Below are 19,739 nucleotides of genomic sequence, written 5' to 3' on the forward strand. Positions count from 1 at the left end.
ACCAGGAACGCACGCGGCCAGGGGGCAGAGGCGGGCCCGGGGGCTTTACCCGTCCCCCGGGCCCTGGGAGTTGGCGGGATTCGAACCCGCGTCCTCATCCTGGAAAGGATGCGCGCTTCCACTGCGCTACAACTTTCGCCTCGAAACGACGTTCGTCAGCGGGTGATGCCGGTCAGCCTGAATCGCTGCGCTCTGCCGTTGAGCTATTCCGCCGGGATGGAGGCGGAACCAGGATTTGAACCTGGAACCTCAGCGAGTGAGCCGGCATACGTTCGTGCCGGACGTCCGAAGCGGGTATTCAGTTTGGCGCGAGAGCTTCAACCTCATGGTCAGCTTGATCGTCAGCTTCAGCTTCTCCGGCCGTTGCGGGCCGGTGACCCCGCGCGCCAGCGGGGTGTTCGGGGGCTACTCCCGCAGGAGGTAGCCGGTGAGGGCGGCGCCGAGCGGCTTGTCGACGACCGCTGCCAGGTTGGCCTGCTCGCGCGCCATGCGCACCGCCGCGACGAGCTTGTCGACCCGATCGAGGAGCGTCGCCTTGCGGCCGGCGGGGATCGCTCCGGAGAGCTTGACCGTCGTCCAGAAGCCGACGACGACGTCCTCGTTGTAGGACGTGACCTGCGCCGGGTGCTTCTCGGTGGCCTCGTAGAGCACCTGCACGCGCGGCACCTTCGCGGTGCGGGTGGTCTCCCGCGGCTCCGAGCGGTAGGCCTCGGCGTCGACGTCGCGGGTCCAGGCCTCGGCGATGTCGAGGACCGGCAGCTTGGCGAGCACGCCGCGCCAGTCGACGAGCTCCTTCTCCGCGGTCATCAGGAAGGTGACGGGCACGTCCGCCGCGATGGTCTCGCCGTCGACGACGATGTCACCGCGCGCCCGCGTGTTCGTCTCGTCCTTACTGGCCGTGACGTCGAACAGGCGGGAGAGCGTGCGTGCCGCCTCGTCGAGCAGCTCCTCGACGTGAACCTGGACGCGGGTGCGCTCGTCGGGCAGGCGCACGCCCTCGTCGTCGATCGGCCGGTACGTGCGGATGAGGCCGGTGAGGGCCGCGTCGAGCGAACCGCGCTGCATCTGCTGGTGGATGGCGGATTGAGCGTCCTTGGCGCGAGCCTTGACGCTCTTCTCGATCGCCACGATCTGGTTGAGCAGCGTGGTGCGACCGGGGGCCTGAGCGGTGGTGGTCATGGTTCCTTCCCGTCGGAGGACGCCCGGGAACCGTATGACGCTCCGTCATCGAAGCCAACCGGATTTCGTTTCTCGTGGGCTCGTTGGAATGTGTGCTAGCTTCGCTGGGTCGGTTACCGAGAGCCTGGAGGACTAATCTGATGACCGAGCCGAGTGGTGAGTGGACGGCGTTAGAGCGCCGTGTCTCAGTTCTGGAGGAGCGGATGGACGTCGAATCCGGATTCCGGATCGGGATCGAGCGCGATCTGGACAAAATCACGCAGCGGCAGGTTGCCCAGGGGCAGTTGCTGCAAGCTTTGGCGCTCACCCAGAGTGAACACACCGAGCGCCTGAGCCGCATCGAGACCAAGCTGGGCTCGTACGAGACGAGGATGGGCGCGCTCGAGATGAAGGTGGGCGCGCTCGAGATGAAGGTGGGCTCGCTTGAAGGGGGCGTCAACCGCATCATTGGGATGCTCGACACCTTGATAAGCCGGGAGAACTAACCGCGGTCGACCCCGGCGGCCAGGACCAGGAGAAGTTCGAAGCGGGTGCCGGGGTCGTCCAGTGACTCGCCGAGCAGCTCGCGGAGGAGTTTGAGCCGATAGCTCACCGTCTGCGGATGAACGAACAGCTCCGCCGCCACCTCGCTCCGGGCGCCCCAATGCCGCAGCCAACTCTGCAGCGTCGTCAACAGACGCTCGCGCTGCGGCGGCCGCAGCTGATCCAGCGGCGCCAGACGCTGGGCCCGGAGCACGGCCAGCGCCCCGGGCTCTCCCCGTAGCGCCAGCGTGGCCAGGTGATCCTCCACGAACGTCGGTTCCGGGCGCCGTTCGAGCAACTCGGCGGTGAGCTCGGTCAGATGCACGGCCTCGGGTACGCGTTCCCAAGCCAGCGAAGGCCCGACCACGGCGTGCCGTCCGGCCAGCGCGTCGGCGAGCGCGGCTCGTGAACCGGACCGCAGCAGGAGCAGCGCGTCGCGGTCCCGTTCCACGACGATCCCGGACGCGCCGAACCGGAAGCGGGCCTCGCGGGCCGAGTCCAGCGGCAGCAGCACCGGCACGATCGACGGCGACCCGGCCCAGCCGATCCGCGCGGCCGCGCCGTGCACCACGCTCTCGGCCGCCCCACCGCGCAGCAGCAGCTCGGCGAACTGCCGACGGAGCCGGTCACCTTCGCCGGCCTGCTCACGTAGCTGCCGCGAGTACCCCTCCGTGCTACCGGCCGACAACTCGTCCACGAACGCGGTGATCGCGTCCGAGAGGTCGATCAGCTCAGCCGCGCTCACCGGACGCAACCGCGCCAGCGCCTCCCCGCAGGCCCGCATCATCAGCCGCGCGGCGGTGCGGAACGCCGCGAGCAGCACGTCCGGTCCCCGTTCCTCGCGCGCTTCGGCGGCGCCCAGCCCTACGAACACCGCCCGCGTCTCCGGGGGAAGCGCGGGCGACCCGGTGCCGGCGAGGTCGAGGAAGCGTCCCAGCGCCACGGTGACCGCGGTCTTCACGTCGCGGGGGAACTTCGGATCGGAGATACCGCGGAAAGCCGGCGACGCGGCGGTCACCGCGTCGGCGATCTCACGCACGGTCTCGTCGAACCGGGGCCGCAGCGCGGTCGCGAGGTCCGGCGGCAACCGTTGCCAGGGCGTATCTATCTCCACGTGCTAAATCGTGCCCGAAATTCTACTGATCAGGGAACGGAGATTTCGCTCCCCGCTACCGCCAGGATGAGGACACGACTCCGGGAGGCCCGATGAAGCACCTGCGCTCGCGTCAGCACGTCGTCGACATGTGCCGCACCCTTCTGGAACGGGGTTACCTCAAGGCCACCGAGGGCAACGTCTCGGTGCGGGTGCCGAGCCACGACTGTTACGCGGTCACGCCGAGTAACTACGACTACGACAAGATGCGCCCCGAGGACATCTGCCTTGTCGGTTTCGACGGCAAACCGCTTCCGGACGACGACGCGTCGGGGCTGGCACCGTCGATCGAGTGCGGCATGCACGCGAACATCTACCGCGAGCGGCCGGACGTGAACGCGATCGTGCACACGCACCAGCCGTACGCGTCGGCGCTGGCGTTCCTGCGCAAGGAGATCCCGGCGCTCACCGACGAGCAGGTGCGGTTCCTCGGGCGCAAAGTCGCGATCATCCCGTACGCGCCGTCGGGGACGTCGTTCCTCGCGAAGAAGGTGCAGAAGCGTGTCACGAGCGGTGACAACGCGTTCATCATCGCGAACCACGGGATCATCGCGGTCGGTACCGATCCCGACCGTGCGGTGTTCAACATGGCGCTGCTGGAGAAGGTGTCGCTGGCTTATCTGCTCGCGTTGACCACGGAGTCGGGCAAGATCTACACGATTCCGGACGCGATCCGGGAGGTCGCGTTCACCAAGCTGCGCAAGGACGAGAAGAAGATCGCCGCGCAGATCACGGCGGCGGTGCGCCCCATCCGTGTCCCCGAGGGCGAAGACCTGCCCAGCGCGGGCACCCCCGATCTCGCCGGCTCGGCCGCGCTCCAGCACCCGGGCGCAGCCGAGCCGGCGACCGACCCGGCCGCGCTCCAGCACCCGGGTGCGGCGGAGCCGTCGACCACCCCGGCCGGGACCGGACCACTCAGCGCGATCGCCGACCTGGCCTCGGCCGGCGGCGACGACCCGGTCGGGGCCCCGTCCGAGCCCACCCCGGCACCCGCCCCGGAACCCACCGAACCGACGCCCGACCACGGCTACGCGATCAGCACCTACCCGGACGTCCCCGACACGATGCGCCGCCTCAAGGCCCTCGTCGCCCAGCCGGTCCGGGGCCTCCGCCACGACGCGATGCTCGACGTCCTCAACTACTTCGAAACCAAGTGCACGGCCAGCAAGGAGATCACCGACCGCGCCAAGACGCGCATTCCCGGTGGCGTCCAGCACAACCTGGCCTTCAACTACCCGTTCCCGCTCGCGATCGAGAAGGCCGAAGGCGCCTACCTCACCGACCGCGACGGCAACACCTACATCGACTTCCTCCAGGCCGGCGGCCCGACCCTCCTCGGTAGCAACTACGCACCGGTGAACGAGAAGGTCGCCGACGTGATCAAGGCGTCCGGCCCCGTCACCGGCCTCTTCCACGAGTACGAACTCAAGCTCGCCGAGATCATCCACACCTACATGCCGCACATCGAGATGTACCGCTCGCTCGGTTCCGGCACCGAGGCGGTGATGGCGGCGGTCCGCGGCGCTCGTGCGTTCACCGGCAAGAACGTCGTGATCAAGGTCGGCGGCGCGTACCACGGCTGGTCGGACACGATGGTCTACGGGCTGCGCGTGCCCGGCACGTACCGGATGAACGCGAAGGGCATCCCGTTCGGGGCCACCGGCGCCACCCGCGAGGCGTTCCCGCACGACCTCGGCCTGCTCAAGCGCAAGCTCATCGAGAACCGCGTCCGGGGTGGCACGGCCGCGGTGATCGTGGAGCCCGTCGGCCCCGAATCGGGTACGCGGCCGGTGCCCGAGGACTACAACGCCAAGGTCCGCGAGCTCTGCGACGAGTTCGGCGCGCTGCTGATCTTCGACGAGGTCGTCACCGGTTTCCGGCTGGGGATGGGCGGAGCGTCCGGGTACTTCGGCGTCACGCCCGACCTGACCGTGCTGGGCAAGGCCGTCTCCGGCGGTTACCCGATGGCCGGCGGCGTCGGCGGACGGGCCGACGTGATGGCGGTGTTCGGCTCCGGTCTGGACGGCAAGAACGGCTCGCACGTGCAGGTGGGCGGCACCCTGAGCGCGAACCCGCTCTCCTGCGCGGCCGGGTACTTCGCGATCGAGGAGATGGCGCGCACGAACGCACCGGTGAAGGCCGGGCGCGCCGGCGACCGCCTCACCCGCGGGCTGCAGCGCCTCATCGGCGATTTCGGCCTGCCGTACGTCGCCTACAACCAGGGCTCGATCGTTCACCTGGAAGTCAGCGGCGTGATGCTGCTCGACATGCGTCACCCGATGAAGCTTCTGAAGGAGAACAAGCCGCGTAAGCGGCTCATGGAGCAGATGAGCGCGGCCTATGCTGCGCACGGCATCATCACGCTCGCCGGGTCGCGCATGTACACGTCGATGGCCGATACCGACGAGGTGATCGACGACGCCCTGGGTCGGTTCGAGCAGGTGTTTTCCCTGGTGGAGGGCGTGTGACGGTAGAACCGCAGGTGCTGGCGATCGATCTCGGCACCTCGGGCATGAAGGCCGCGCTGGTCGCGGCCGACGGCACCGTGACCGGGTGGGCCGAGCGCGAGGTCAAGCTCCACGTGCTGCCGGGCGGCGGTGCCGAGCAGGATCCGCGGGACTGGTGGGACGCGCTGGCCGAGGTCGTCGCCGACCTCGGCCGCGCCCACCCGGACCACCTCCGCGCGATCACGACGATCTGCTCCTCCACCCAGGGCGAGGGCACGATCCCGGTCGACGCGGCCGGCGAGGCGCTGACCCGGTGCATCACCTGGCTCGACATGCGCGGTGCGCGGAATCTCAAGGAGCACTTCAAGGGCTTCCCGGCTAAGGACGGCGTCGCGGTGCGCCGGATCCCGCGCTGGCTGCGGCTCACCGGAGGCATGCCGTCGACGACCGGCAAGGATCCCGCCGCGCACATGCTCTACGTCCGCGACGAGTTGCCCGAGGTCTACGAGCGCACGGCGTCGTTCCTCAACGTCCTGGACTGGATCAACCTCAAGCTGACCGGACGCACGGTCGCGACCGTCGACTCGATCCTCACGTCCTGGGTCACCGACAACCGGAAGCCCGACGACATCCACTACGACGCCGGGCTGGTCGCCGCGTCCGGTATCGACCGGGACAAGTTCCCGCCGATCGTCGCCTGCACCGAGGTGATCGGCGAAATCAGCCGCGAAGCCGCTGCCCACCTGGGGCTGCCGCTCGCCACGCAGGTCGTGGCGGGTGCGATCGACAACACGGCCGCCGCGGTCGGGGCGGGCACGGTCGCCGACAACCAGCCGCATCTCTACATCGGAACGTCGTCGTGGATCGCCGCGCACGTCCGTCGCAAGAAGACCGACGTGTTCGCGCAGATCGCGTCGGTGCCGTGCGCGGTGCCCGACCGGTATCTGATGACCGCGTTGCAGGCCACCGCCGGGGCGAACCTCACCTGGCTGCGCGACAAGATCGTCGAGTATGACGACCCGCTGGTCGGGGCCGGGCACGTCAGCCGCGACGAGGGTTCGATCTTCGACGCGTTCGACCGCATCCTGCCGACCGTGCCCGCGGGCGCGAACGGCGTCGTCTACACGCCGTGGCTCTACGGCGAACGCGCGCCGGTCGATGACCCGAAACTCCGGGCTGGTTTCTTCAACATCTCGCTCGACACGAACCGTTCGGACCTGCTGCGTGCGGTCTTCGAGGGGGTCGCGTTCAACACCCGCTGGCTGAGTGCCGCGGTGAACCGTTTCCTCGGCGCTCCGGTGTCGTCGCTGGTGATCACCGGGGGAGGGGCCCGCTCGGACGCCTGGTGCCAGATCTTCGCCGACGTGCTCGGCGTCGAGATCCGCCGCGACGCGCGCCCGGTCGCGGTCAACGCCCGCGGCGCGGGCTGGATCGGCGCGGTCGGCGCCGGGCTGGTCACGTTCCCCGAGATCAGTGGCTTGGCCAAGAACGACCACTGCTTCGCTCCCGACGACACCAAGCGCGCCCTCTACGACGACCTGTTCGCCTCGTACCGCACCCTCCACAAACAACTGGCCCCGGTCTACCGCCGCCTCAACGCCTGACCGGCGGTACGGAGTGGATGGTCGAGCCCTACGATCGTCCGGTGGCGAGGAAGATCGAGCTTCGGCCGACCCGGGATCCGGGTGAGAAGTCGGTTGATCTGATCACCCAGGTCGAATACGTGTCGACAATCGTGCTGGACGCGATCGGGGAGAACCAGAAAGCGGCGGTGTCGAACACCCTGATCGGCACGATGCGTGAGCTCCGCGGGAGGAGCAAGCGGTTCGTGGACCGCGACTACGCTGTCTGGTACGGCGAAGTCGAAAATCATGGGGAAAAATTCGCCTGTATCGGCCTGCCCGAGCGATTCGACGCCGATCTCCACATCTACTATCAGCGGGCGCTACGACGAGCCGGGTGGAACATCCGCGCCATCCACCGTTACCTGGTCTCGGACATGGACGCCGAGCCCATCCTGCGATGGGACCGCGGTCGGATCATCGCCTACAAGCTCGGGCTCGACGAGGCCACCGGCGAATTCGGACCGGACGTCGAAGAGCGGAGCTGTGAAATCCGCTCTCGTCCGACCCGCTCGAACGTGCGAACACCGCCCGCTCCGGCGACGTTCCGCGCTTCGGAAGTCCACTCTTTCGAGAGCTGGGACCAGCTTCGCCGCGAGATCGTGGCTTACGTCGGGCATTTGACGGCGCCGTCGTCCTACGCCGGATTGCGGAGGTTCGTGACCGAGCACTGCGGTATCGGTGTCGTCGAAGTCAAGAACGCCGGGATCGATTCTTTCGCCTACGGTCTGACCCAGGCCGGCTGGATCGACGACGACGGCTGTGGAGTTCGGGTCCTGATTCAGTCCGCGCTGACGACCGCTCACAAGCACGCGGTTCTTGCGCACGAGCTGGCGCATTACGTCTTGCACTTCCCGATCTTGTACCTTCGCCAGTTGATCGAGCAGGCGAGTTGGAGTGACGCCCGGTTCGAGTCGGCGTACACCGAGGCATATTCCGAAGCCTTCCCGAATCCGCCGGACATCGAGGCCGATGCGAGCTACTTTGCGTCGTACCTCCTCGTTCCCCGTTGGGTGAACGAGGAGTTCGCGTCACTCGTCTGGGAAGAGAATCGGTCGCCGACCGCGTACGAGCTCGCGTGGCGGTTCCTGCAGCCGTTGTTGGCCGCCGACGACGGTCAACCGGGGTGGCAGAGTCTCGAGCGAGTGCGTGGTGAGTCCGCCGGGGAGAAGTCGGTGTGGTCCGACCTCAACGCACAAGGGCTCGACGATCTGTACGCGACGATGGTGGCCGCGCTCGCCGGGCGGGAGAGCGCCCACTCGGAGCAGGTCCGGGACTCGGTCGTCACGGGGATGCAACGCCTCGAGTCGCTGCTGCAAGACCGGCTCGACGGGTCCACGATGGGCGCGGTCCGCAAGCGTTCGGACGGCACGGCGGCGATCGAAGGTACGGAGATCAGTCCCGCGCGTCGTGTCTATCCGCCGCTGGCGGCCGACGGTCGGGCCGACCGCCGCTTTCCGATAGTCCCGGTGAAACTCACGGCGGCCGGCGAGGACGACGAGTGGGCGTCACCGCTGGCCGCGGGGGTCGCCTCGGTCCACGCGTGGCGCCGTGAATACGAAGACATATCAGTGGTCGCCTACCCCTATCAGGCCGAGCGGTGAGGACAGAGTGTGTCGACCGTAGTCATTACGCGTGATCGGTACCTGGAGCCCTTGGGTCTCGGCGCCGTTGCGCCGCATCTCCATGGATCGGTTGCGCGAGGTGCCGCCTATGCGCTGCTCATCGGTTATCTGCGCGAGCAAGGTCGAGTGGAGGAAGTTCCTCTCCAGCACGACTCGTCAGGTCTCGCGTTGCCGTTCAAGGTCCCGCGGACGCCGCTGACCATCCGTACGACCGGTCTGTCGGCTGATGAACTGAGCGCGGTGACGGTCGCGCTGGTTCTCCTGACGCAGGATCCTCCGGGCCCCGACGAGCTCACCGGTGCGATTGCCGGCCTGCTCCTGATCGTCCGGCGATTCCGACGGCTGAAGGCCGCAAACGGTGAGGTGTCGGTGGTGGATGCCATCGTGCGGACGAGGCCTCGCTCCACGGTGGATGCCGTGACGCTCTTCCTGTACGGGAAGGCGTGCCGAAATCCCAATGCCGCCTGTCGGTTCCTGGCGGAGGACGGCACGACGTGTGGCATCACCCGCGACCAAGCGCAAGGCACGGTCGACTTCTTGATCTCCGAGGCGGTGCTGAAACCGACCGGCGGCGTGCCTCCGATCGAATATGCGGTGGTCCGTTAGCTGCGGCGGGTGAGGGTGCCGAGGCGGCCGATGGTGTTGCGGACGGCGATGCCGAGGGACGTCTTCGGCACCAGCAGGCCCGCGGCCAGGGCGATGCGTCGTTGCTTGGGGGTCGTGAGTTTGCGGTGTTCGGCCTCGTAGGCGGCGAACCCGCCGCCGTTCGCGAGGGCGGACGCCAGCGTGTGGGCGCCGGCCATGGCCAGGCTCGAGCCGTCGCCGAGCAGGGAGACGCAGGACGCGGCGTCGCCGACGAGCGCGACCCGGGGCGTCGACCAGCGTGGCAACCGGACCGCGCTCACCGCGTCGAAGTAGAGGTCGGTGGTGTTCCGGACGGCATCGAGCAGCTCCGGAACCCGCCACCCGTCGTCGCGGTACATCGTCGTGACGATCGTCTTCTGACGCTCGGGGTCGCGGTATTCGGACGCGGGTAGCGCCGGGCCGCGGAAGATGAACGCGGCGCCGGCCTCGCCGCGGGCCGGGTGCAGGGCGACGAGGCGGCGCGGCCGGTTGTAGATCATCACGTCGTGCGGGTCGGCCGGGGCGCCACCGAGCGTCACGGTCGCGATGTAGAGCCCCGCGTGGTGCACGAACCGCTCCTCCGGCCCGAAGGCCAGCCGGCGGACGGTCGAGTGCAGTCCGTCGGCGCCGATCACGTAGTCGAACCGGCGGGGCGTACCGCGGGCGAACGAGACGTCGACCCCGGTGCGGTCCTCGTGCAGCGCGGTGATCGTGTCGTCGAACACGAACTCGGCGTCGTCGCGGGACGCGCGGTACAGCACGGCCGCGAGGTCGGTGCGGGCGAGCTCGATCTCGTCGCCGCGCGCCATCGGCAGGCGGATGTCCGTGCCCACGACACGCATCCCGGTGGCGAGCGTGGCGTGCTCGCGCAGCTCTTCCATCAGGCCCATCGCTCGGGCGACGGGCAGCGCCGGGCCGCGTACGTCGACCGGGTTTCCGCTGGACCGTAACCCGGCCGCGACCTCAACGACCGTGGGGCGGAAGCCGGAGCGGGCCAGCCAGTACGCGAGTGTCGGGCCGGCCACGCCGGCGCCGGAGATCAGTACCGAAGTCATGCCGGAACCATAACCGCACTCAGTGCAAATTTGCAATGAGTGCCGACTTGCGTCGAGTGCCGTATGGTCCGGGCATGTCACTGCGCGATCGCAAACGGGCCCGGACGCGTCAGGCGCTGGTGGAGGCCGCCGCCGATCTGTTCGAGCGGCACGGCTACGAGCGGACGACGATCGCCGACATCGCGGCGGCGGCCGAGATCGGCACGCGCACGTTCTTCAGCTACTTCCCGACCAAAGAGGACCTGCTCTTCCCCGAGACCGAGGCCCGGCTACGCGCCGCGAAGGAGGCGATCGACGGCCGCAAGCCGGCCGACGGTCCGGTGGAGGTGCTGCTCACGGCGTTGCGGATCGTCGGGGAGGACAGCGACGACCTGAGCAGTCGGTACGCGGCGCTGCGGCTGTTCCTGGTCCGGACGGTGCCCGCGGTGCGCGGGCGTGGCCTGCAGATCCAGTCCGAAGTGACGCGTGAGATCGCCCGGAGCCTCGCGACGGCGTTCCCCGGCGAGCTGGACGAGGTGACGGCGGCCGCGATGGTGGGGGCGTTCACCGGCGCGGTGACGGCCGCGTTGCAGGTGCTGCTCGAGGATCTGGACGACCTGCCCGAGCCGGCCGTGGTGCAGGCGGCGGTGGAGCGCGCCACCGCGGTCGCCCTGGGTACGTGGACTAGTCCCGATTCTCACTGAGTGATGAGGATTGATCGCGTTTCGCAATAGTTAAGGCCATCATCGGACGGGCACTGCTGCTCCTCGGAGAGGTGGCCCCGTGTACCAACAGGTGCTGGATCCCGTCGCCCATTCGCTGGCGTGGAGTTCGCTGATCGCGGCGATCCCGCTACTCGTCCTGTTCGTCCTGCTCGGAGTGTTCCGGCTGCGTGCCTGGGTCGCATCGCTGATCGCGCTGGCCGTGGCGCTCGTCGTCGCGATCGCGGTGTACGGGATGCCGGTCGGGCAGGCGTTGCTGGCCACCTCGGAGGGGGCGGCGTTCGGCTTCTTCCCGATTCTCTGGATCGTCATCAACGCGATCTGGGTCTACAACATGACCGTCGCGACCGGACACTTCGACGTGCTCCGGCGCAGCTTCACGTCGGTGAGCGACGACCGGCGGATCCAGGCGATCATCATCGCGTTCTCGTTCGGCGCGCTGATCGAGGCGCTGGCCGGCTTCGGGACGCCGGTCGCGGTGACGTCGGTGATGCTGATGGCCCTCGGGTTCTCGCCGATCAAGTCGGCGGTTCTGGCGCTGACCGCGAACACCGCGCCGGTGGCGTTCGGCGCGATGGCGACGCCGATCCTGACGCTCGGCACGGTCACCGGCATCGATAGCGACACGCTCGGCGCCATGGTGGGGCGGCAGACGCCGATCCTCGCGGTGTTCGTCCCGCTGGTGCTGGTGTTCATCGTGGACGGTGCCCGCGGGCTGCGCGAGACCTGGCTGTACGCGCTGGTGTGCGGTCTGGTGTTCGGGTTCGCGCAGTACGTGACGTCGAACTTCATCTCGGTGCCGCTGGCCGACGTCGTCGCGTCGCTGTTGTCGGTGGCGGCGATCGTGGCGGCGGTGCGGCTCCGTCGTCCGCTCGTCACACCGGTCACCGCGCACGCGTTCAGCGCCGAGGGGCCGGCCGAGCCCGTCACCGAGGAACGGGAACCGGCGGAGCCGGACTCCCGCGCCGAGGTCATGCGTGCTTACGCTCCGTACGCGATCATCATCGGTGTCTTCGTGATCTGCCAGATCGGGCCGGTCAAGGAATTCCTGGAACGGGCGACGACGGTCGTCGACTGGCCGGGTCTGCACCTGACCAACACGTCCGGGAAGGAGCTGTCCTCGGTCGCGTTCAAGTTCAACTGGTTCACGACTCCGGGCACGCAGATGCTGGTCGCGGGCCTGATCACGATGATCGTGCTCCGCGTATCGGTAGGGCGCGCGCTGCGCGCGTACGGCGCCACCCTGAACCAGTTGAAGTGGGCGATCCTGACCGTGATGGCGGTGCTGGGCCTGGCGTTCGTGATGAACGCGTCCGGGCAGACCGTCACTCTCGGTACGTGGATGGCCGGTGCCGGCGGGCTGTTCGCGCTGATCTCGCCGATCCTCGGCTGGCTCGGCGTCGCGGTGACCGGCTCCGACACGTCCTCCAACTCGCTGTTCGGCGCGCTGCAGGTCACCGCCGCGAGCCAGGCCGACCTGTCGGCGACGTTGATGGCCGCGTCGAACAGCTCCGGAGGCGTGCTCGGCAAGATGATCTCGCCGCAGAACCTCGCGATCGCCGCGGCCGCGGTGGGCCTGGACAACCGCGAGGGCGACATCTTCCGGAGGGTGGTCGGGTGGAGCGCGGTGTTCCTGGCCGGGATCTGCCTGCTCAGCTGGCTGCAGTCCACCGCGGTGCTGTCCTGGATGGTGCCCTGACCGAATTCTGAGCGAGGGCCGGTCCCCGGACCGGCCCTCGCGTCGACCCGAGACGGACGTCCTCGGGATCGTGTTCTTCGCCGATCCGGTCGCGGCGTTCGCGAACCTCGCGCGCGCTCTGCGGCCCGGTGGGCGGTCGGCGTTCGTCTGCCTTCGGGGTCCACGCGGTGCTTCCCGGTCTCCGGTGACGGCGCCCGGTGCCGGCGGGTTACGGTCTAGTTTCCGCCGCACGAGAGAAGAGGCACACGGTGCAGCCGCACGAGTCCGCCCGGGGACCGCACGTGTTGCGGCAGATCAATTCGCGCGCCGTGCTGCGGGCGATCCGGGAACGCTCCCCGGCCCGGGTGGCCGACCTCATGCAGGCGACCGGCCTCTCGCGCCCGGCGGTGACCAGGGCGGTCGCCGAGCTGCGTGACGCCGGGCTGGTCGCCGACGTCGACGAGACCGCGCAGGTCTCGATGGGGCGCCCGGCGCAGTGGATCCGCTTCCGCGCCGAGGCCGGCTACGTCGTCGGTGTCGACGTCGGGTCGCACAAGGTCGTCGCGATGGTGGCCGATCTCTCCGGCAAGGTCGTGGCGTCGCGGCAGATGGCGACCGGTGAGCGGCTGCTGCAGTCGGTGCGCGACACGATCGCCGAGGCGCTGGCGAAGGCCGACCTGACCGGCGACGACGTGTGGGCGATCGTGGTCGGGACGCCGGGCATCGTCGAGGAGAGCAGCGGCGAGGTGCTGCTCGCGCCGGGCATCCCGGGCCTGGCCCACCTGCCGGTGCTCGACGAGCTGCGCACGATCACGCCGAGTCCGGTGCTGATCGAGAACGACATCAACCTCGCGGTGCTCGGCGAACGCTGGTGCGGTGCGGCGGTCGGTAGCGACAGCCTGGTGTTCGTGCACTGGGGGGTCCGGATCGGCGCGGGCATCATCATCGACGGCAAGCCGTACCGCGGGGCCAACGGGGCGGCCGGAGAGATCGGGTTCGTCGACGTGTTCTCGACGCCGGACGGCCCGGATCCGGAGCCGCTGCTGGGTGCGCGGGCGGCGAACGCGGTGAGCGAGAAGGGTGCCTTCGAGCACGCGGTGGGGTCTCAGACCATCGCCGAACTCGCCGACGCCGAGGACGTCGCGGCGGTGTTCGCTGCGGCCACCGACGGCGACCCGGCCGCGCTCGAGGTGGTGGACCGTATCGCGGCCCGTTTCGCCCGTGGTCTGGCGGCTCTGCTGCTCATCCTCGACCCGCGAGAAGTGATCATCGGCGGTGGTCTGTCGCGGGCGGGGGAGACCCTGCTCGCGGCCATCGACCGGCACCTGCGCCCGCGGATCCTGACGTCGCCGCGCCTGGTGCTCTCCGACCTCGGCAGCGACGCGGTCGCCCTCGGTGCGGTCCGCCGCGCCCTCGATCACGCGGAGCAGCGACTCCCATAACGAGTCGGTCACGTACCAGGAGACCGATTGACGCACGTCACACCCGCACGATACTAACGATCCATTCGTTAATAACCCCCTCCTCGTTCGACGGAAGGAACACGCATGGGTGCAACAGGCAGGACGCGCTGGATCGCGCGTCTGGCCGGTGCGACCGCGCTGGCCTTGGGGCTGGCCGCGTGCAGCGGCGGCACCGGTGCCAGCGACGCCGACAACTCCGGTGGCGGTGACAGCGCCAAGGAGATCAAGGTCGTCATCGCCGAATACAGCAAGGACCACACGGCCACCTTCTGGAACGCGTTCAAGAAGACGTACGAGGACAAGACCGGCGTCAAGCTGAACCTGCAGATCATCAGCTGGAACGACATCGACCAGCAGGCCAGCACGATGGTTCAGAACGGCAACCCGCCGGACATCCTGAACCTCAACGCGTACGCCAGCTACGCCAAGGACAACCTGCTCTACAACTCCGACGAGGTGCTGACCGACAGCGTCAAGTCGGACATGATCGACGCGTTCGTCAAGAGCGGCACGTACAACGGCAAGTTCTACGGAATGCCCGACCTGTCGTCGGCGCGGGCCCTGTTCTACAACAAGGACCTGTTCGCCAAGGCCGGCATCGCCGCTCCGCCGAAGACGTGGGCCGAGTTCGTCACCGACGCCAAGAAGGTCCAGGCGCTCGGCGGCGGCAACATCGGCTACGCGCAGCCGCTCGGCCCGGAAGAGGCCCAGGCCGAGTACTCGATCTGGCTCTTCAACAACGGCGGCGACTGGAAGTCCGACGGCAAGTGGACGATCAACTCCGCCAAGAACGTCGAAACCCTGCAGTTCCTGAAGGACCTCTCGGTCAAGGACAAGGTCACCCAGAACAACCCTGGGAAGACCAACCGGACCGACGGCGCTTTCCCGCTGTTCACCTCGGGTAAGGCCGGCATGATCGTCGGCTTCGGTCCGCTCCAGGGCGACCTCGACTCGAAGTACAAGAACGTCAAGTACGGCATCGCTCCGATGCCGACGAAGGACGGCAGCGCGCCGCAGACCTACGGTGTCACCGACTACCTGATGTCGTTCAAGAAGAGCGGCAACCAGGACGCGGTGAAGAAGTTCTACGAGCTCTACTACGCCAAGGACCAGGTCAACACCTGGATCAAGTCCGAGGGCTTCCTTCCGGTCACCAAGTCCGGCCTGGAGGAGTTCTCGAGCGAGGCGTCGCTCAAGGTCTACCTGGACACGCTGCCGAACATCCACTTGACCCCGACCGACGACCCGGCCTGGGACAAGATCAAGCTCGCCGTCCAGCAGAACCTCGGCACCGCGGTGTCCCCGTCGGGTGACCCGAAGGCCGTGCTCGACGACCTGCAGAAGACCGCGGAAAACGGCGGCTGATGTCCTCCCGGGCTGACTCGAAGCCCGGCGCCGTCACCGACAGCCCGGCGCCCGCCTCCAGAAAAGGGGGCGGTGCGCCGGGTGCGGGCGCGCCGGCCAAGAAGATTCGTCGGACGACGCGTGGCCGCGCGCCGTGGTGGGTCGCGCTGATCTGGCTCGGCCCGGCGCTGGCCCTGATCTTCGGTGTCGTGATCTACCCCGCGATCGAGCTCGTCCGGGCCTCCACCGGCGAGTACTCGATCACCGGTCTGCGGCGCGGCCCGGCGGGTATCGACAACTACTCGCACGTGCTGAGCCACCCCGCGTTGGGCACGGTCCTGCTGAACACGGCCATCTGGGTCGCCGCGGTCGTGCTGATCACGATCGTGCTGAGCCTCGGCCTGGCCCAGTTCCTGTCGAAGGAGTTCTTCGGCCGACGCCTCGTGCGGTGGGCCGTGCTGGTTCCGTGGGCGGCGTCGCTGGTGATCACCGCGCGCCTGTTCACGCTGATCTTCGACTACTACCACGGCATCCTGAACGTCTTCCTGCTCAAGCTCCACGTCATCTCCGAGCCGATCGACTGGCTCGGCGACGACACCTGGACGATGCCGTCGATGATCCTCGTCGGTGTCCTGGTCTCGATCCCGTTCACCGCGTACGTGCTGCTCGCCGGCTTGAACTCGATTCCGGACGACGTGCACGAGGCCGCGCGCATCGACGGTGCGAGCGCCTGGCAGGCCTATCGCCAGGTGACGTTCCCGCTGCTGCGGCCCGCGCTGCTGGTGAGCGCCGTGCTCAACATGATCTACGTGTTCAACTCGTTCCCGATCGTCTGGACGCTCAACGACCGGAACCCGGGCTACACGCACGACACGACGATCACCTTCATGTACAAGCTCGCGTTCAAGAGCGCCGACCGTGACGTGGGCGCCTCGGCCGCGGCCGGTGTGTTCAACGTCCTCCTGATCCTGGTCGCGGTGGTCCTCTACCTGCGGCTGGTGAAGTGGCGAGAGGAGGAGTCATGAGTTGGCGCCAGATCCGCCCGGTCGCACTGCCGATCGTCGGGCTGCTGGTGGCGGTGGTCTTCCTGGCCCCCTACATCGTGATGCTGCTGGACTCGCTGCGTCCCGGTTCGGAGGCGCTGGCGTCGCCGCCGACGTTCCTGCCCCAGCACTGGCAGCTGGACGCCTACGGCGAGATCCTCGGCGACTCCCGCTTCCAGAACTGGCTGAAGACGTCGCTGCTGGTGTCGCTGGCCTCGACGGTGATCGTCATCCTGGTCGCGATCCCGGCGGCGTACTTCAGCGCCCGGTTCAAGTTCCCCGGGAAGACCGCGTTCCTGTTCCTGGTGCTCGTCACCCAGATGTTCGCGCCCACGTCGCTGGTCGTCGGCATCTACCGCGAGTTCTTCGAGCTGTCGATGGTCAACACCTACGGCGCGCTCATCCTCACGAACTCGGCGTTCAACCTGGCGTTCGCGGTCTGGATCCTGCACGGGTTCTTCGCCGCGCTGCCGCGTGAACTCGAGGAGGCCGCCGAGCTCGACGGCAACGGGCGGCTCGGCACGATGCTGCGGGTCATGCTGCCGCTGACGCTGCCGGGCGTGGTCACCGCGACGATCTTCACGTTCATCGCGGTGTGGAACGAGTACGTCGTCGCGCTGACGCTGATGCAGGACGACGACAAGAAGCCGCTGACCGTCGGCATCAGCTCGTACGTCACCGGCTACGACCAGAACTGGGACCAGCTGTTCGCCGCGTCGATCGTCGCGATCGTGCCGGTGGTCGTGTTGTTCGCGGTCATCGAGAAGCACCTGGTGGGCGGCTTGACCGCCGGATCGGTCAAATGACGGTGCCAACCGTCGTCACCCTCGACATCGGAGGGACGACGATCAAGGGCGCCCTCGTCGGCGCGGACGGGCAGGAGCTCAAGCGGCTCGACCGGGACACCGGCGCGTCGTCCGGGGAGTCCGAGGTGGTGGCCCGGGTGCGTGCCGTCGCCCGGGAGCTGGCCGACGCCGGCACGGTCGGCGTCGGGCTCTCGGTGCCCGGCATCGTCGACACCGCGGCCGGCGTCGCGCGCCACGCGGTCAACCTGGGGTTCCGGGACACGCCGCTGGCCGCGCTCGTCGCCGAGGAGGTCGGCGTCCCCGTGGTGCTGGAGCAGGACTGCCGCGCCGCCGCGGTGGCCGAGAGCGAGATCGGGCTCGGGCGCGACGCCAGGGACCTGATGGTCGTCGTGCTCGGTACCGGCGTCGCGGCCGGGTTGATCGTCGACGGCCGGCCGCTGGCCGGCGCCGACGGCAGCGCCGGCGAACTCGGGCACCTGCCGGTCTACCCGGACGGCGAGCACTGCGCTTGCGGCCAGCGGGGCTGCCTGGAGGTCTACGCGTCCGCGTCGGGGATCGCCCGCCGGTACGCGGCGGCCGGCGGTACCCGCGCCGGAGCGACCGCCGCCGACGTCGCTTCCTCGCTGGATTCCGACGTCGTGGCGGCGCGCGTCTGGCGCGAGGCGACCGAGGCGCTCGGGCTGGCGCTGGCCACCGCGACGCTGCTGCTCGATCCGGCGCTGATCGTGCTGGCCGGTGGGCTCACCGGTGCCGGTGACACGCTGCTGCGCCCGGTGCGGTCCGAGCTGCAGGGCGCACTGGCCTGGCGGCAGGCGCCTCCGGTCGCCAACAGCCCGCTCGGCGGCGACGCGGGACGGCTCGGCGCGGCGATTTTGGCCTGGCGCGCGGCCGGATACGAGGACGTGGTCCTGCGCGACGCGGTTTGATGCCCTGGTGGCACTGATCGACACCGAGCTCCCGGCGCTCTGCCGGGAGCTCGGAATTCCCGGGTTCGCCGACGTCCACGTCCACTTCATGCCCGAGCGCGTGCTCGCCAAGGTGTGGGCCTACTTCGACGCGCTCGACGTGCTCGAGTGGCCGATCGAGTACCGGCTGGACGAGACCGAACGCCTGGAGCGGCTCGGCGAACTCGGGGTGATCCGGCACACCGCGCTGCTCTACCCCCACAAGCCGGCGATGGCGGCCTGGCTCAACGAGTGGGGTCTTTCCTTCGCGAAAGACGCGCCGAACTGCGTTCCGACTGGCACCTTCTTCCCCGAACCGGGCGCGGCCGAGTACGTGCGCGTCGCGCTCGAGAGCGGAGTCCGCGCGTTCAAGGCGCACGTGCAGGTCGGCGCGTACGACCCGCGTGATCCGCTGCTCGACGAGGTCTGGGGCCGGCTCGCCGACGCCGGCGTGCCGGTGGTGTGCCACTGCGGCAGCGGGCCGATGCCCGGCCGGTTCACCGGCCCGGGCCCGATCGGTGAGGTGCTGGCCCGCCACCCGTCGCTGACGCTCGTCGTCGCTCACCTCGGACAGCCGGAGTACGCCGAGTTCCTCGCGCTGGCCGAGGCCTACCCGAACGTCCACCTCGACACCACGATGACGTTCACGGACTTCGTCGAGCGGATCGCGCCGTTCCCGGCCGCGCTGCGCCCCCGGCTGCGTGACCTGGCGCACCGGGTCGTGCTCGGCTCGGACTTCCCGAACATCCCGTACCCCTATGCCCACCAGGTGGAGAGCCTGATCCGCCTCGACCTCGGCGACGACTGGCTCCGGGCGGTACTGCACGACAACGGGCTGCGCCTGCTCAGTCCAGCATCGTGAGCAGCTTGCTCAGCGTGTTCCAGTTGCGTGCGGTACCCGCGGCGTTGGCGTCCTCCGGGTAGCGCTTCTCGAAGAACGGCGGGCTCAGCTTCGCTTTACGGACGCCGTCCGGGTACCAGACGTAGACCTCGCGCGGCCCGATCGCCATCACCTCGGGTGCATGGGTGGCCGGGTCGACGGCGTCCAGCCGCGCCTCGGCGGTCGGTGCCGAGAGGAACGTGACGAGGAGTCTCGACGGGTCGGTCGCCACCTCGGCGAGGGGGTTGGCGTTCAGGACGCGCCGGAAGTCATCCTCGTCGCGCACCAGCACGCGGACGGTCAGCCCCAGTTCGCGGGTGATCGCCGCTTCGATCTCGTCGGCGATCGTGTCCGGATCGGCGCGGTCGCTTCGGAACAGTGCGTTACCGCTCTGCAGGTACGTGGTGACGTCGTCGAGGCCCAGATCGGTCAGCAGAGCGCGGAGATCGGCCATCGCGATCCGCTGGTTGCGGCTGACGTTGATGCCCCGGAGAAGGGCGACGTAGGCGGTCACGTTCGCCATCCTTGCCTACGGAACGGACATCTGTCGTGGGGGCGGCCCGCCCACCGAGGGAGGGCTGGCCCCCACCGGCAACCTCTTCCGCGCAGGAGTTCCCGGAATTCGGCTGCTTTTCACTCAGCTGAATAGCGTC

The 19,739-nt window shown here is 68.8% G+C and carries 17 protein-coding genes, 2 tRNA genes and 1 pseudogene; 14 read left to right on the forward strand and 6 right to left on the reverse strand.

Annotated elements, in window-relative coordinates; all coding sequences use genetic code 11:
- Positions 1–68 precede the first annotated feature (68 nt).
- The 3 genes from CRYAR_RS05530 to CRYAR_RS05535 form a co-directional block, all read right to left on the reverse strand.
- Positions 69–136, reverse strand: a tRNA-OTHER gene (locus tag CRYAR_RS05530).
- A gap of 81 nt (positions 137–217) precedes the next feature.
- Positions 218–362: transfer RNA gene (locus CRYAR_RS46795), tRNA-Pro, on the reverse strand.
- A 43-nt stretch (positions 363–405) separates the two neighbouring features.
- On the reverse strand, positions 406–1,179 hold the full coding sequence (locus tag CRYAR_RS05535) for a DUF7873 family protein (RefSeq protein WP_051569788.1): 774 nt from the start codon (positions 1,177–1,179) through the stop codon (positions 406–408).
- Between the two features lie 140 nt (positions 1,180–1,319).
- Between CRYAR_RS05535 and CRYAR_RS05540 the strand changes: the two genes are divergently transcribed.
- Positions 1,320–1,664, forward strand: coding sequence for a hypothetical protein (locus CRYAR_RS05540; protein WP_035848847.1), 345 nt, complete (start codon positions 1,320–1,322; stop codon positions 1,662–1,664).
- On the opposite strand, the gene CRYAR_RS05545 is transcribed toward CRYAR_RS05540, so the two are convergent.
- A complete protein-coding gene (locus tag CRYAR_RS05545) occupies positions 1,661–2,815 on the reverse strand; it encodes a PucR family transcriptional regulator (protein ID WP_211247280.1) in 1,155 nt (384 codons plus the stop codon). The genes CRYAR_RS05540 and CRYAR_RS05545 overlap by 4 nt on opposite strands.
- 92 nt (positions 2,816–2,907) lie before the next feature.
- On the opposite strand from CRYAR_RS05545, the gene CRYAR_RS44955 reads away from it, so the two are divergent.
- Genes CRYAR_RS44955 through CRYAR_RS05565 form a run of 4 tightly spaced genes read left to right on the forward strand, consistent with a single transcriptional unit; the run spans position 2,908 to position 9,154 of the window.
- Positions 2,908–5,322 carry an aminotransferase class III-fold pyridoxal phosphate-dependent enzyme gene (locus CRYAR_RS44955; RefSeq protein WP_035848848.1) on the forward strand — a complete coding sequence of 805 codons (2,415 nt, stop codon included), beginning with the start codon at positions 2,908–2,910 and terminating at the stop codon, positions 5,320–5,322.
- On the forward strand, positions 5,319–6,905 hold the full coding sequence (locus tag CRYAR_RS05555; RefSeq protein WP_035848849.1) for a xylulokinase: 1,587 nt from the start codon (positions 5,319–5,321) through the stop codon (positions 6,903–6,905). The genes CRYAR_RS44955 and CRYAR_RS05555 overlap by 4 nt, the downstream gene beginning before the upstream one ends.
- Before the next feature lie 41 nt (positions 6,906–6,946).
- Positions 6,947–8,527: an ImmA/IrrE family metallo-endopeptidase gene (locus CRYAR_RS05560; RefSeq protein ID WP_157017390.1), complete on the forward strand. Its 1,581-nt coding sequence runs from the start codon at positions 6,947–6,949 to the stop codon at positions 8,525–8,527.
- 9 nt (positions 8,528–8,536) lie between these two features.
- Entirely contained in the window at positions 8,537–9,154 is a 618-nt protein-coding gene (locus CRYAR_RS05565; protein ID WP_157017392.1) for a hypothetical protein, read from the forward strand.
- On the opposite strand, the gene CRYAR_RS05570 is transcribed toward CRYAR_RS05565, so the two are convergent.
- On the reverse strand, positions 9,151–10,227 hold the full coding sequence (locus tag CRYAR_RS05570; RefSeq protein WP_035848854.1) for an FAD-dependent monooxygenase: 1,077 nt from the start codon (positions 10,225–10,227) through the stop codon (positions 9,151–9,153). The two genes, CRYAR_RS05565 and CRYAR_RS05570, sit on opposite strands and share 4 nt — an antisense overlap.
- Before the next feature lie 74 nt (positions 10,228–10,301).
- Between CRYAR_RS05570 and CRYAR_RS05575 the strand changes: the two genes are divergently transcribed.
- The 9 genes and pseudogenes from CRYAR_RS05575 (at position 10,302) to CRYAR_RS05610 (ending at position 19,068) form a co-directional block, all read left to right on the forward strand.
- Entirely contained in the window at positions 10,302–10,910 is a 609-nt protein-coding gene (locus tag CRYAR_RS05575; RefSeq protein ID WP_035848855.1) for a TetR/AcrR family transcriptional regulator, read from the forward strand.
- A gap of 79 nt (positions 10,911–10,989) precedes the next feature.
- Positions 10,990–12,627 (forward strand): L-lactate permease, encoded by a 1,638-nt coding sequence (locus CRYAR_RS05580; protein WP_035848856.1) that lies wholly within the window; start codon positions 10,990–10,992, stop codon positions 12,625–12,627.
- Positions 12,628–12,691: 64 nt separating this feature from the next.
- Positions 12,692–12,794, forward strand: a pseudogene (locus CRYAR_RS50600) (class I SAM-dependent methyltransferase); the annotation flags it as partial.
- A gap of 81 nt (positions 12,795–12,875) precedes the next feature.
- Positions 12,876–14,048 carry an ROK family transcriptional regulator gene (locus CRYAR_RS05585; RefSeq protein ID WP_035848857.1) on the forward strand — a complete coding sequence of 391 codons (1,173 nt, stop codon included), beginning with the start codon at positions 12,876–12,878 and terminating at the stop codon, positions 14,046–14,048.
- 105 nt (positions 14,049–14,153) lie between these two features.
- A complete protein-coding gene (locus CRYAR_RS05590; RefSeq protein ID WP_035848858.1) occupies positions 14,154–15,434 on the forward strand; it encodes an extracellular solute-binding protein in 1,281 nt (426 codons plus the stop codon).
- A complete protein-coding gene (locus CRYAR_RS05595) occupies positions 15,434–16,438 on the forward strand; it encodes a carbohydrate ABC transporter permease (protein ID WP_035848860.1) in 1,005 nt (334 codons plus the stop codon). The genes CRYAR_RS05590 and CRYAR_RS05595 overlap by 1 nt, the downstream gene beginning before the upstream one ends.
- Positions 16,435–17,262, forward strand: a complete 828-nt coding sequence (locus CRYAR_RS05600; protein WP_035848861.1) for a carbohydrate ABC transporter permease — start codon at positions 16,435–16,437, stop codon at positions 17,260–17,262. The genes CRYAR_RS05595 and CRYAR_RS05600 overlap by 4 nt, the downstream gene beginning before the upstream one ends.
- Positions 17,259–18,188, forward strand: a complete 930-nt coding sequence (locus CRYAR_RS05605) for an ROK family protein (protein ID WP_035848863.1) — start codon at positions 17,259–17,261, stop codon at positions 18,186–18,188. The genes CRYAR_RS05600 and CRYAR_RS05605 overlap by 4 nt, the downstream gene beginning before the upstream one ends.
- Positions 18,189–18,195: 7 nt before the next feature.
- Positions 18,196–19,068, forward strand: a complete 873-nt coding sequence (locus CRYAR_RS05610; protein ID WP_051569789.1) for an amidohydrolase family protein — start codon at positions 18,196–18,198, stop codon at positions 19,066–19,068.
- Here the strand turns inward: CRYAR_RS05610 and CRYAR_RS05615 are convergent.
- Positions 19,052–19,600, reverse strand: coding sequence for a DUF1697 domain-containing protein (locus CRYAR_RS05615; RefSeq protein WP_035860846.1), 549 nt, complete (start codon positions 19,598–19,600; stop codon positions 19,052–19,054). The genes CRYAR_RS05610 and CRYAR_RS05615 overlap by 17 nt on opposite strands.
- Positions 19,601–19,739 lie beyond the last annotated feature (139 nt).

Source organism: Cryptosporangium arvum DSM 44712, from assembly GCF_000585375.1.
Lineage (GTDB): Bacteria > Actinomycetota > Actinomycetes > Mycobacteriales > Cryptosporangiaceae > Cryptosporangium > Cryptosporangium arvum.